Raw genomic sequence first — 14,327 nt, forward strand, 5'->3', positions numbered from 1 at the left:
GTGGAGGCACAAACTTTGCTTGCCCTCTCAAACTACTTTATAATAATAGGCTAAACTAGATTATGTCAGGAGGAAACAATGGACTTTATCAGAAATCAACTAGAAGAACTCGGCATGAGTGGACCCTCCATTGGTTATCTTTCAAACATCATTATGATTATTTTTATAGCAGTGATCTCGATATTGGCGAATGTGATTGCTAAGCGAGTGGTACTGAAGACGGTCCATCGTATCGTAAGTAACAACCGTTTCAAGTGGGGCCATATTGTGGTTCAGAAAAATTTATTTCAGAAGCTGTCGCATCTTGTGCCAGCCATTATAATCTATTATTCTGCTTATATTTTCTCGCCCTATCAGGCCATAATTGAAAAATCAGCAATGACCTATATGATTGTAATCATGATTACGGTTCTGAATGCTCTGCTGAATGTATTCGATGATATCTATCGTACCTATGAGGTGTCGAAGATTCGCCCAATCAAGAGTTACATTCAGGTAGCCAAGATTGTCCTGTTCATTATCGGGGGCATTATCGTCATCTCCAGCCTGATCGGACAGAACCCGCTCATTATCCTTAGTGGACTTGGGGCGTTATCGGCGGTATTAATGCTCGTATTCAAAGACTCGATCCTGGGCCTCGTGGCGGGTGTACAGCTATCGTCGAACGATATGGTACGCGTTGGTGACTGGATCGAGATGCCAAAGTATAATGCGGACGGTGATGTCATCGACATTACATTGAATACGGTAAAGGTTATGAATTTTGATAAAACGATTACGATGATTCCAAGCTATGCCCTCATTTCGGATTCGTTCCGTAACTGGAGAGGGATGCAGGTGTCCGGCGGCAGAAGAATTAAGCGGAGTATCTATATTGATATCAGCAGTATCCGTTTTTGTACGGAAGAGATGGTGGCTGAATTTGAGAAAATTCACTACCTGACTGATTATGTCATGGAAAAATTAAAGGAAATTCAAGCATACAACATGGAGCACGAGGTGAATACCGAAAGCAACGTGAACGGCAGACAACTGACAAACGTCGGTGTATTCCGGGAATATATCCATCAATATTTGAGGAATCATCCAAAAATCAATAAAGATATGACGATGATTGTGCGACAATTAGCACCGGAAGATCGCGGGCTGCCTCTGGAAATCTATGCATTCAGCAATGATATTAACTGGGGTGTATATGAGAACGTTCAGGCGGATATCTTTGACCATATCTTCGCGGTGGCGTCAACATTTGGATTACGGGCCTTCCAGAATCCAACCGGACATGACATTGTGCAACTGAAAGAGGATAAGCAATACTCGCGAGAATATTAAGAAGATTTATCAAAATAGATGTGACGGCCACCATATTGGTGGTCGTTTTTACGTTTGGATGCCCCTCCAATTCGGCCATGGGTGAGGATACGTGGAGTCTTAACAAGTTGGCTAATTTTAAAATTACAGGAACAGATCCAAGTGCTTTATTTATGAGACTGACGGTCAGTTCATGGGATAGGGTTCAGTGCAAGATAACAAAACAGAATGTCTGCAAAAACAAGTAGACAATATGTATTTCTTTACATTATAATCTAATTAATTCCATATTTTGAAAGGGGTGATTTGGAGCTTTTTCTGATCAGGCGTGTCTATGAACGAGGGAAAAGCATGAAGTCTCTTTGGCGTGCTAACTTTTCAAAAGAAATGGAGGGAGAATGAAATGAAGAAAACGTTGTATTCTGCTATTATGGTGACGCTTTTATCAGGATCGATTGTGGGTACGGCCTTGGCGGATAATTACGAGTCGAATGACACTTTGAGCAGCGCGTATAAAATCCCAACGCAAACGGTGGCCACTCCCTACGGTCCGGCTTACTGGGGTGGAAGTGCTTGGTCTTATCTATCATCCCCGACAGATGTAGACTACTTTACATTCAGAGGGCATGGCAAATCTGTCGTGCTGGGTTCTCCTTCCGGCTATGATTACGATCTGTACGCCTATGACAGCGCTGGAAATTTGGTTGCTTCTTCTACGAATACGTCAGGAGCGGATACAGTTCTTGTCGACTACAATAATGTATATTTTAAAGTGATAAGCAAAGATGGACGATACAGCGATACCGATGCTTACAGCGTAACCTTTTATAAAAGGGATGTCTGGGTGCCGTGACCAGCTCGTGAGAGTAAAAAACGTTAGGTATCGTAGACTTTAATGCTTCCGTCTCATGAATAGGAACTCTACCGCCTCAATGAGGTAGTAGAGTTTTATTTATTCAAGCCAATGGTCTGGAAGAATGGGTTACCATATCCCCCACTTGAGTGCATTGGAAAATTTAATGGAGGTGAGTGCCGTGGCACGTGTATTAGTTGTGATGATCCCTGCAGAAGGCCATATCAATCCGTCGCTTGGATTAATCAAGGAACTGGTAGAGAACGGTGATGAAGTGGTTTACTGTTGTACCGAAAAATACCGGACGAAGATTGAAGCGTTAGGCGCACAATTTAAGGCCTATTCCTTCAACGAGGCAACCCTGCTCAACAACCCTGGTATGAAGCCATTTGAACTCAAGCATCCTTACCAATTTTTATATATGATATTGGCAAAAGTTATTCAACGGTTTATTCCAGATGTTCTGAATCTGATCGAACATGAAACCTACGATTATATCATTTTTGACTCCATCATAGGCTGGGGAGGACAAATTCTAGGTGAGAAGCTAGGTATACCAACGGTATGCTCAACCAGCACCTTTGTTTTTGTGGAGCCTCTTGGGTCAGACAATCAACTGAATGATGATACGGAGGAGGTCAAGGAGCTATATAACAGCATCGTGGAAGTGTCCCAGCAAATAGCTTCCCAGTTCGATGTGGCTGTACCTTCCCTGGCGGAACTTTTAGAGCATTCAGGACAACTGAAGATTGTGTATACAAGTCGTTATTTTCAACCGATGGGGGAGAAGATGGATGACAGCTTTGTATTCACTGGCCCATCTATTATCCCCCGCAAGGATGCGCCAGGCTTTGCAAACGAATCTCTGTATGCTCTTTACAAACAGGCAGTTTATATTTCGATGGGAACCATTTTAAATAAGGATCTTGATTTTTATAAGCTTTGCTTCACGGCCTTTCGTAATTTGCCTGTGCAGTTTATATTATCTTCTGGGATGGATACCGATATAGAGCCCATTGCTGATCTCATTCCTGACAATTTCATCATAAGACCCTATGTCCCTCAACTGGAAGTGTTGCAGTGTGTAGATGCTTTTCTGACACATGCAGGCATGAACAGTACCAGCGAAGCTTTGTATTACAATGTACCATTAATCATGCTTCCGTTAACATCGGATCAGCCGCGTGTAGCAGGCCGGGTACAGGAGTTGGGAGCAGGGGTCATCGTGGACAAAAATAACCTTACACCCGATGTGCTTAGAAACGCAGTATTAGAAGTGCTCGGTAATGCCTCCTACAAGGAGCATGCTGAGGTTATTGGGAAAACGTTACGCGATGCTGGCGGGTATAAGCAGGCTGCTATGGCTATTAAGAACTTTATAGGCAATCAACGGTTATCGGCCACGCCCATCTCTTCGTTTGAATGAAAAGGAGACCGTTCTTCATGAGAGCTAGAAGAGGAAGCCGTCACCCGACTAAAACGGAGTGGTGACTTCCAATTGATTCAAGCGCGTATGGAGGGGTAGATAAACGGAGAGGGGCATTATTTTTACCATATTGTTCGTATACCTTTTGCAAAGGAGAGTCTTCAGATGAATCATCGAATTCCGGAATATACATTGAACGATGGCTTGAAAGTGCCTGCAATTGGATTTGGTACCTATAGTTTAAAAGGTGAAGAAGGTGTTAAATCGATCGCCTCCGCAATGGATGCGGGTTATCGATTAATTGATACTGCGTATAACTATGAGAATGAGGCAACGGTGGGCAGAGCAATCAAACAAAGCTCCATCGCCAGAGAAGAACTGCTCATTTCCTCGAAGCTGCCGGGGCGTTATCACGCTCATGATAAAGCACTTGTGGCGATCCAGGAATCCCTGTATAGAGCGGATCTGGATTATTACGACCTGTATCTGATTCACTGGCCCAATCCGAAAAAGGACATGTATGTGGAGGCATGGCAAGCACTGATCGAAGCCAAAAAACGTGGATATATCCGATCCATTGGAGTCAGCAACTTCCTGCCTGAGCACAATGAACGGCTGATTAAGGAAACGGGGATAGCGCCGAGTCTGAATCAGATTGAGCTGCATCCGTTCTTTGACCAAGCCGATCAGCGGGAACAGGATACAAAGCATGGCATCGTGAACGAATCCTGGAGTCCGATTGGACGTGGCAATGATGCCGTACAGGATATTCTGAAGGATGAGAACATTCTTCGGATTGCGGAAACGCATGGCAAAACGCCAACCCAGATCATTCTGCGCTGGCATGTTCAGCTGGGTTGCATTCCCATTCCGAAAGCCGGCTCCTTGCAGCATCAACAGGAAAATATCGATATATTCGATTTTGAGTTGAGCACAGAAGAGATGCAGGTCATCTCTGCATTTAATCGTCCAGATGGACGGTTGTGGGATCAGGACCCAAGCGAGTACGAAGAATTTTAAAGAACGACAAATGAAGGGCTGCTCTCATGTCAGATATGACAGGAGGCAGCCCTTTATTGCTTTATTGTTGAAGCATATTAAGCAATGTTGCAGTTTTTCATGTTGCGTAATTTCTGTTTACTGTTCAGCAGGGATACGGAAGGTCAGAATCTCATACGGTTTGATATCAAAAGAAATTCGACCATTTTCCACGGCGCATTCCGCTTCGTTATTCTCGAGCAAATCACACGCGTACGCCGTAACACCTGCTCCCTCAGGCAATTGCAGGGAAGCACGGCTGCGGCGGCCATGTGCTTCGTAGACTCGGATGATCATATCATCGTTGTTCTCGGCTTTTTTGATAACCTCCAGCACGACATTATCCTGATCGACCGATGCAATTGACCATGTTCCCGGCAACGTACCGGTTTGCGGACTTACTTCACGGGCAACCAGCGGACGGTTGAGATCATAAGCAGCTTGGATGACACGTCCTTCACGGAAGTCGCCCTGATGCGGATAGAGCGCGTAGGTGAATACGTGCTGCTCTTTGTCGGCATTTTCATTCGGGTACGTTGCGCTCTTGATCAGCGACAGTCGCATCACCGAGTTATGAATATCATATCCGTATTTGCAGTCGTTCAGCAGAGCAGCACCGTACCCGTTCTCCGCCAGATCGGCCCACTTCTGCCCGCATACTTCAAACCGGGCTTGATCCCAGCTCGTATTACGGTGGGTAGCACGCTCAACGTTGCCGTACTGGATTTCGTAGACGGCCTTTTCACTCCAGATATCAAGCGGGAAGGCGGCTTTCAGCAGCAAATGCTCCTGCTTCCAGTCCACAAACGTACGGAAATCAATCCGGCGCGTGTGCGCATAGAAGATGATCGTCTGCTCAATGACCGAGTCCAGGAACTGTCGCTTCACTTGAAGCACGGAACGTACCGGCCCACTTTCAACCCACTCCAGCGACTGCAGGTCATTAATCTCCCACATATGCTGTTCATAATAATCGTCAATGTTCCATGCCTCGTATTCCGCAGGTCGATCCTCGAACACTTGCAACACGTTACCACGCTTGCCAGACTGGAGCAGCTCACGGCCCTCCAGCTTGTCCCATACGGATGTGAACTCGGCACTTTCATTCAGGTGAATATCGTACCAAGGTGTGTGGATATGGCGCCGATCTGCTTCCCACTGTGCAACCGAAACTCCCGCGACAAGCTCGTCTGTTAGATCTGGTGTGATTCGGAAAGATTTATACCCGGATGCAGGCATGTTCTCTGCAAGGAACACGAGGCCTCCCTCGGGAGTCTGCTGGCTTGGTACAGGGCGATCTCCATCATAGACGGTTACTTTTCTCGCAAAAGCAGGCAGTTCAACCACATCCGTCCGTACAAATCCGGTCGTGTTGAATACTACAATGGCTTCGCCATCAGATGTAATTTGGCTTGCAATGCCGTTCAGCGCACTGTCTTTCAGCTCATCCGTGACACGCAGAACTTCTTCATATTGCTCCTTGGAATCCACATATACCTGCTCAATGGAGCTGCCCGGGAGAATATCATGGAACTGGTTCAGCATCGTCAGCTTCCATGCATGCTCCAGTGCATCGGTTGGATAGGCCGCCTGTGCATTCGCCTGTCGATGAATCATGGCATACAGCTCGGCATCGGCCAGCGCAAATTCACTATGACGGTTGTACCGTTTGTTACGCGCCATGGAAGTATAGGTACCCCGGTGATACTCCAGATACAGCTCACCCGACCAGCGAGGAACGGAAGGAACATCAGCCAGATTTTGCTCCAGCTTCTCGAAAAACTCGCGTACAAAGGTACGTTTCACCGCGGGTACACCAGGCAATCCAACATCAAGTCGTCTGCCATGCTCCAGCATCTCCTCAGTTGGTCCACCGCCGCCATCTCCGAATCCGAAACATTGCAGGACATCTGCATTGATGTTTTTGTTCTGGTATCGCTGCCACGTGCCTTTCACTTGCGAAGCATTAAACCGTCCATTATAGGTCGTTTCGAAGCGACGCTGCCTGAAATCAGGGTGTTTGTCATAGTCTGTTGCTGTGATAAAGTGGGTCAGGACCTCTGATCCGTCGATTCCTCGCCAGTACATCGTATCGTTTGGAATCTGGTTTGTATCATTCCAGGCAATTTTGGTTGTCATAAAATAATCAATGCCGCTCTTGCGCATAATCTGCGGCATCGCTGCACTATAACCAAATACATCCGGCAACCAGAGCACACGGTTCTCCACGCCGAATTCTTCCTTGAAGAAACGCTTCCCATAGATAATCTGACGGATCATGGACTCGCCCGAGATCAGGTTACAATCGGCTTCCAGCCACATTGAACCTTCCGCTTCCCAGCGGCCTTCGGCCACCTTTTCTTTGATTTTTTCATATAGGGACGGGTAGTCTGCTTTCAGGTATGCATACAGCTGAGGCTGAGAGGACATAAAGGTATACTCCGGGAACTTGTCCATCAGATACAATACACTCGCGAAGCTACGAATGACCTTCTCCCGAGTCTGATCCAGCGTCCACAGCCATGCCACATCGATATGCGTGTGTCCGATACAGTGCACGGTAGGGATGTGATCACCGGCAGGGCGGATATCACCATAGACATGATCTTGCAGATATCGGCGCGCTTCCAGTACCGACGCATGGAATTCTGCGCTGTTTTCCTGGCGCAAATCCAGCAAATTCACGGCTTTATTCAGATGTTCGACCAACTTCAGGCGCTCCAGATCATCCTCACGCAGCAGATCCGCAGCATCCAGCGCAGCCTTGAGATCGTAATACAAATCGGAGACTTGCTGATGATGCTCGGCGATATATACATTTAGAAAAACATCCGCGGCAGACGTACTGCAATACGCATATAATGCCAGTTCGAATTCATCACCTTTTGCCGCAGCGGGTGTCAGGTCAATTTCCGTATGGTTCACGTCTAGACCGCAGATCAGTTCCCCATTGAGGAATGCTAAGAATTGCGGATTATCGTAATTCCAGATGTCATCAGCACCAGTAACGATGGTACACACGACCTTTTTTCCTTCCAGATGATCCGGGATTCGAATGCGGGTTTTAAAGCAGCTGTGTACATCTTTGCCACCCCAGCCATCACCCTTACGGAATACGTTCCAGGAGGAAGGGTCCTCATGCACTAGTTCCCAGGAGTGGTAACCACTTTCTTTATGATAAAGCTCAGGGATATATGTCTTTGAGGTTAGTCGTGCACGTTCCAAGTGTTTCACAATGGTATGGATTCGAGTATATAAGGAATTCATTTTCATGTTGGTTTCCCACCTTGGTTTGTAGTAAGTACAGGCTGTAGTCGTTGTTGGAGTGATAATACTGCAAGCGCTAACATATCAACTCTATCATAACAAAAGAGAAATGGGCGAAACTATGTATTGTATGCTGAAAATAACGTCTTTTTATTGCATTTCATGCTAAAATAAAATCATTAGAATCAGGATAGGGGGCATGTCCATGACACCATCGGTTTTGGCATACGAGCAAGGATATGCGATCCATGTGAACCAGCCTGGAGATTCACTTTTTTATCATCTGGATTATGACGAGCGCTCCCATGAACTGAATATGGAATTTCAGCATTTCCATGATTTCTATGAAATCTGTATCCTTCTCGATCGCACAGCTGCGCACATCATTGAAGGCAGTTTATATGAGATCCAGCCTCTGGATATCGTTCTGTTGCGGCCTTCATTGCTGCATAAAACGCAATATCCGAAGGGTGCTCCGCCGAAACGATTGATGATCACCTTTGCCATGCCACTTAATACACCTGGTCTTGATAGCGGTTACAAAGAGCTGTTCTCGATTTTTGATAAACCGGTCCCGATATTCCGATTTACAGAAGAAAGACGCAAGGAAGTCCTCGCGCCAATCAATGATATTTTTGCTATATCGCAGCACCCTTTTGTCCTTCAATCGGTTATGATTCATAGCAAGTTCGTGGAGTTTCTCTGTGCTCTTCATCGTTACTCACCAGAGAACGGGTATGTGCGTGAAGAGACTGGATCAACGATGTCCAGGCGCATGTATGCCATTGCCTCTTATATTCACAGCCATTATCAGCAGGATTTATCTTTGGACGAGGTATCCAAGCGTTTTTATGTAAGTGCCCATCACTTGTCTCGCCAATTCAATAAGGTTACCGGCTTCACCTTCACAGAGTACGTGCAGATGACCCGTATTCGGAATGCCCAGCAAATGCTGCTGAATTCGAGTGAGAAAATCACAGATATTGCTGCACAGTGTGGGTTCACAAGCTTTTCCCAGTTCAATCGCATCTTCAACAAACAGAACGGAATGTCACCAAGTGCATATCGCCGAAGCAGACGTTCGCAGAGCGAGCGTGAAGTTATACTTGTGGGTGAGAGACCCGAACCACTTGGGAGCCTAGAGTGAGTGGGACGAGGAGAGTGATGGACAGACCTAAAATCTACTTAACATGTTACTCTTTTCTGAATAGAAGCTTTTTATAAAAGAAAGAATAGAGAAGAGAAATGGTATATTGTTTGGTCCATATATTTACGATTCAGCTAGGAACAAACCGCCATCATACATCCGATATACTCTGTCACAATATTCAAGCATACGCTCATCATGGGTAACCATAATGGCCGCCTTTTGGCGTGATTTCACTTCTTGCGCGATTAGACTAACCACTTCATGGGCTCGTTTGGTATCCAAACTGGCGGTTGGTTCATCGGCTAAGATGATGTTGGGATTATTCATTAAAGAACGAGCAATGGCTGTCCGTTGTTTCTCACCACCGGATAACTCTTCGGGAAAACTTTTTAACTTCAAACCCAGCCCCAGTTCTTCCAGCAGCTTGGAGGCAAATGCCTTATCCTCTTTTTTAATCGTCCCGGTCATCCTTTTTACAACTAGCAGTTGATCCAGAACATTTAGATAGGGAACTAGATTTGAAGATTGCATAATAAATCCAACTTCTTGCAGCCTTATATTAGATAGCTCTTTCTCCGTAAGCTTCGAAATATGATTTCCGTTTAGTTGAATATCTCCTTCGGAGGCTTTCAGCATGGCCCCAGCAATAGATAAGAATGTACTTTTACCAGAACCAGAAGGTCCGACTACAGCAACAAACTCCCCCGGTTCCACGGATATGGATACATGATCAAGCGCGGTGATCCGATTGTTTCCTTCGGCATAATACATGGTGACTTCCCGCATGTGCAGTCCCTTACTCATTATTCAACCCTCCCGAGCGCCTTAAGCGGATCAATCTTAGTAATTTTGCGAACAGATACCAGTGAACTTAACATAGCAATAACCAGCAAGATAATAGAATAATTGAAGACAAGACTGGTTTCCAGCTTAAATGGCATTCCTTTTGGCATAATTGCTGCTGTCCCATAAGTTAGCAAGATTCCAACAACAATACTAGTCAGCGAAAGTACAAACACTTGCGAGATAATGGCTTTTCCCAAGAAACGGTTACTAGCGCCTATCGCTTTCATAATGCCAAACTGGTTGGTTTTTTGCATCGTAATGACATAGAAGAATACCCCGAGTACAAATGCAGAGATCGCGAGTAGAAATGCAAGCATCATTAGAATCGTACCGTTCTCTTCTTTGTATCCTGGCATTCCTTGTACAGCTGCTGCTCGGGTAACTGTATCTGTGCTGGATAACTCTTTATTTATAGCTTCTGGATCAATATTCTCGCCTTGTAACATGATCGCATTAACCGGTCCGGCGATTCCTTTATCTGAACTTGGAGCCGCGAAGGTAATCTCCCGCCATTCAGCCATTGGGGTAAATACGGATGCAACGTGGTTATACGTCTGATTCTCCACATATCCGATAATTGTCAATGATTCCGTCGTGCCATCCAGTTGAAAGGTGTCCCCGATATTATAGCCCTCATCTTTTAGGGTCGAATTCACAACCACCCCGGTGGGATTCTCGGAAGACAGGCTTTCACCTTCTACAATAGCTGGTTCCAGGAAGCTTCCTGGGTTAACTCCTATAATCGCTATATCGACTTTATCTTCATTCTTGGTACTCGTCTCTTTCATTGCTGTTGCCATCGTACTTCCCATAGGGGATGCAGCATCCACATTAGGAAGTTGTTCCGCCTTCGCCACCAGTTGATCTGACAGCAGTGACTTGCTCATGGAAGACTGAGCTCCTTCTTCAAAGATGACATAATCAGCCTTCATGGTCTTGAATGTTGATGCGGCTAGCGTAGATAATCCATTTCCCAGACCGGATAAAATAAATACCAACCAAGCCATTAGTACGAAGATAATGATAATCATCAAAAACTTCATTTTATTATGCATTAACTCCTTCATCGCTAAAAACATGTTCTGTTCAACTCCTTCTCTATCTTTTTTTGACACAAGTGTCAATTTAGATGCGCGGCCACGCGGTCTTCATTATTAAACGATATAAATGACACTTGTGTCAAATTAAAGCCAAGAATAAAGTTAGCTCTTGGCTCCTCCGATCCACATTTGGAACAGTAGCTTTCCCCAATCAGGCGTAGGGATATTTAGAATATTAGGCGTATTAATTAAGTTAAAAAAAACACCAATAAGTACAGGTAGAGGAATATCTTGTCGCAGGGCTTGATCCTGCTGAGCGCGTTCAAACAAGCGTGATAATTGAATTTTTAGGGTCCTATGTGCTTCCTCAATAAATTCAAGATCTCTCGCTGCTGCAGCAGAATTAGTCGTATTAATTTTACTAGCATCTCCCAAAAGTTGATGGAGCGTAGATTCTTCTGCGTAAATCAGAAGCAGTTGCTCAAGAGCATCCATTGGATCAGTCTCATCAATGGCTAATGAATTCTCTAATACGGTTGCAATTGATCGCTTCATACAAGCAGCGACGATCTCTTCTTTATTCGCGTAATATTGATATATCGTGCTCCGGGCTCCGGACAGATGCTGTGAGAGCAGCTTGAGATGAAAACCGTCATAGCCATGCTCAAGTACTAATTTTTTAGTTGTGTCCAGTAGCTCTGTTTCAGTAAAAGATTGTTTTCGTCCCATTAAATCTCTTCCTTTTTATCATTTAAAATCGGTGTGAACTTCACGTAATCGATGTGTACTGCAGGTCTACAGGAGTTCTCCACTTTACTTGCTTATTATGATCAGTTTAGCATATGTTTGATGGCCATAATACCAACCAAGACTCTTGGTCTGAATAAATGGGTGGACGATATACAAAAAGGCAAACCCTTGAACTTACAGAGGGTTTGCCTTTTTCCTTCTATTTATCGAATACCGAATATATACCGATACGAATACAATTGATCTTACGATCAGACTCACGCATGTACCGAATAAATCTTGATGTTATCCTCGATCCTTCGGCGCCAGCTCAATAGCAGAGCGGATGGCAGCCAGCATGCTTTTATCATCGGCGATATTTTTACCAGCGATATCGAAGGCTGTACCGTGGTCAACAGACGTACGGATGATACCGCCTTTCAGACCAACGGTGATGTTCACGCCTTCTTCAATGCCCATTACTTTGATCGGTGCATGGCCTTGGTCGTGATAGCAGGCTACGACGATATCGAAGTCACCTCGACCAGCGCGGAAGAAGAGTGTGTCCGCCGGGAGTGGACCAACGACGTTAATGCCTTCCTGCTGTGCACGTTCGATACCGGGCTGAAGCTTCTCTTCTTCTTCTCCATTACCGAACAAGCCGTTCTCTCCAGCATGAGGATTGATTCCGCATACGGCAACGCGCGGATTCTCAAAGCCTGCTTTTTTCAACGTATCATGAGCAAGCTTCACGACGGTGTAGGTTCTTTCCGGGTTAATACTTGCAATGGCATCGATCAGACCCATGTGTGTTGTCAGGTGAATAACGCGCAGATTAGGCGTGGTCAGCATCATCGAGAAGTCCTGCGTATCCGTCAGGTCAGCCAGAATCTCGGTGTGCCCCGGATACAGGTGCCCCCCTTGATGCAGAGCTTCTTTGTTCAAAGGCGCGGTGCAGATGGAGTGAATCTGCTGTGTTTTGGCAAGATCAATGGCTTTGGCGAGAAACTGGAATGCTGCATCTCCAGCCACGGCAGATACTTTACCGTATTCCAGATCCGCAGGAACGAGGTTCAGATCAATCACATCCACAGTACCGAATTCATACTTGGCTTCAGAAGGCTCTTGAATCGCGTTAACGTTCAGACTTGAACCGATGACTGGCAACACACGCTCCAGAATCTTCGCATCACCGATAACGAGTGGATTGCATTGATCGTACATTTCTTGATGACCCAGTGCTTTCATAATAATCTCCGGTCCAATACCTGCTGCGTCGCCCATCGTAATTCCAATTGTAGGTTTCATACAAGAATACCCCCTTTTAATTTTTGAATCGCATGGATAAAGACATCCGGTTTGCCGAATCCGCCTGCTTTGGTAATCACATGCAGATCATCAATCCCGATAAACTTGGAGATCGGCACGCCGATTTCAAGCTCATCCAGCAGCTCGAAGCCGCTAATATTCCATTTCAGACAGATTTGTTTAGCTGTATCACCGCCGGTCATGGATACCCCTTTGAAAAGTCCCTCTTCCAGCAGTCTGGCACAGATCTCACCCATCGCAAGTACAATCTCGTTGCTGACTTCCGTGTGATTGAGACCACGAATTTCGCCCGTTGCTCGTGCCAGTTCGATATCCACCTGTTCAGCGGTGGAGTAGAGGACAACATCTTGTCCTTCCAGCGCTTTGTCTCGAACCTCGTTATAGACACGTTCCATCTCTTCCGCGCGGTCTGCGGTTGCGGATACCGCTTTGAAGGAATGGAAGGAGACTGAAGCTACGCGGGACTTGCGCATCAAGCGATGCAGCTGCTCTCGGGAGTTTTTGTTCACGCTGCCGACCACCGTTAGGATTGGACCGGGATTCTCCGGGATATCAAGTGACGCAGCCCTGGATTCCAACTCGTAATGTGCGGGGAGGTAATTGGCAATGCCCGCCGAACCTGCCCAAGTAAAGGTATACTCCAACTCACGAGTCATCTGCAGAATCAGTTCCAGATGTCTTTCTTCGGTGGAGTCCACCATTACATACGGGATATTCTTTGTTTTCAACTGCTCTAGCTTGGTGCGAATATGATTCTGCCCGGCTTCCAGATCAGCGATGGTGATCTCGCCAACTTCGTACTTGGTCTGTTGTTTCAACAAGTCCGGAAGGTAGGAAATCGTTACAGGTGTCTTCGGATCATGGGCAATTTCAGTATCTGCCAGCGGAACGCCGTTCAGGTAATGGATTCCTTCCAATATCGTCCGGTTATTTTTTGGATAACCCGGGGCGATCATCATAAAGTCCGGCTTTACGACATCATATACAGCATCAATCTCGATGCCGATATTACCACGCATGGTGGAGTCCATTTTTTTGAAAATCGTCTCAAATCCGTTGTTCGTCAACAATTCAGCAGCCTGATATACACGGTCATACGCTTCCTGCGAGGATATGGAACGACTATCTGTATCAAAGACGACGGCATCGTAACGTGTAAGAGGGCCTTCATCTATATTAAAAAGAACACTGGTCTTCAAGCCGTGACGGGCAAGCTGCACCCCGCTGTCATTGGCACCGGTCAAATCATCTGCAATAATGGCTAATTTCATGCAGTCATCCCTCCTTGTAAGCACAATTTAATAAAAAGTCCGTTCAGATCATCCATTAAGCACAGAT

11 protein-coding genes are annotated in these 14,327 nt (G+C 45.8%); 5 read left to right on the plus strand and 6 right to left on the minus strand.

Translation table 11 applies throughout. The features are described from left to right. Window positions 1–78 precede the first annotated feature (78 nt). The 4 genes from MHI52_RS01025 to MHI52_RS01040 all read left to right on the plus strand — a co-directional run bounded on the left by MHI52_RS01025 (window position 79) and on the right by MHI52_RS01040 (window position 4,610). Window positions 79–1,332 carry a mechanosensitive ion channel family protein gene (locus MHI52_RS01025; protein WP_405158272.1) on the plus strand — a complete coding sequence of 418 codons (1,254 nt, stop codon included), beginning with the start codon at window positions 79–81 and terminating at the stop codon, window positions 1,330–1,332. 382 nt (window positions 1,333–1,714) lie between these two features. Continuing rightward, entirely contained in the window at window positions 1,715–2,164 is a 450-nt protein-coding gene (locus MHI52_RS01030) for a hypothetical protein (RefSeq protein WP_127546376.1), read from the plus strand. Between the two features lie 181 nt (window positions 2,165–2,345). Next, entirely contained in the window at window positions 2,346–3,590 is a 1,245-nt protein-coding gene (locus MHI52_RS01035; protein WP_405158273.1) for a macrolide family glycosyltransferase, read from the plus strand. A 165-nt stretch (window positions 3,591–3,755) separates the two neighbouring features. Beyond that, window positions 3,756–4,610: an aldo/keto reductase gene (locus MHI52_RS01040; RefSeq protein WP_405158274.1), complete on the plus strand. Its 855-nt coding sequence runs from the start codon at window positions 3,756–3,758 to the stop codon at window positions 4,608–4,610. Window positions 4,611–4,727: 117 nt separating this feature from the next. Here the strand turns inward: MHI52_RS01040 and MHI52_RS01045 are convergent, their stop codons facing one another. Next, a complete protein-coding gene (locus MHI52_RS01045; protein WP_405158275.1) occupies window positions 4,728–7,901 on the minus strand; it encodes an alpha-mannosidase in 3,174 nt (1,057 codons plus the stop codon). Between the two features lie 199 nt (window positions 7,902–8,100). Here MHI52_RS01045 and MHI52_RS01050 point away from each other — a divergent pair, with 199 nt between their 5' ends. After that, window positions 8,101–9,042, plus strand: coding sequence for an AraC family transcriptional regulator (locus tag MHI52_RS01050; RefSeq protein WP_405158276.1), 942 nt, complete (start codon window positions 8,101–8,103; stop codon window positions 9,040–9,042). Between the two features lie 123 nt (window positions 9,043–9,165). Here MHI52_RS01050 and MHI52_RS01055 read toward each other — a convergent pair whose 3' ends face one another. From MHI52_RS01055 to MHI52_RS01075, 5 genes are all read right to left on the minus strand, one after another. Continuing rightward, complete coding sequence (locus MHI52_RS01055; protein WP_405158277.1) at window positions 9,166–9,849, minus strand: ABC transporter ATP-binding protein; 684 nt, start codon at window positions 9,847–9,849, stop codon at window positions 9,166–9,168. Beyond that, the gene (locus tag MHI52_RS01060) at window positions 9,849–10,970 is read right to left on the minus strand and encodes an ABC transporter permease (protein WP_405158278.1); all 1,122 of its coding nucleotides are present in this window, start codon (window positions 10,968–10,970) and stop codon (window positions 9,849–9,851) included. The genes MHI52_RS01055 and MHI52_RS01060 overlap by 1 nt, the downstream gene beginning before the upstream one ends. A 123-nt stretch (window positions 10,971–11,093) precedes the next feature. Then, window positions 11,094–11,660, minus strand: coding sequence for a TetR/AcrR family transcriptional regulator (locus MHI52_RS01065; RefSeq protein WP_405158279.1), 567 nt, complete (start codon window positions 11,658–11,660; stop codon window positions 11,094–11,096). Between the two features lie 306 nt (window positions 11,661–11,966). Further along, complete coding sequence (gene pdxA / locus MHI52_RS01070) at window positions 11,967–12,968, minus strand: 4-hydroxythreonine-4-phosphate dehydrogenase PdxA (RefSeq protein WP_315370705.1); 1,002 nt, start codon at window positions 12,966–12,968, stop codon at window positions 11,967–11,969. Continuing rightward, window positions 12,965–14,260, minus strand: coding sequence for a four-carbon acid sugar kinase family protein (locus MHI52_RS01075; protein WP_315370706.1), 1,296 nt, complete (start codon window positions 14,258–14,260; stop codon window positions 12,965–12,967). Before MHI52_RS01075 ends, pdxA begins: the two co-directional genes overlap by 4 nt. Between the last annotated feature and the right edge of the window lie 67 nt (window positions 14,261–14,327).

The sequence above is a fragment of the Paenibacillus sp. FSL H8-0283 genome (genome assembly GCF_045040675.1).
Classification (GTDB): Bacteria; Bacillota; Bacilli; order Paenibacillales; family Paenibacillaceae; genus Paenibacillus; species Paenibacillus amylolyticus.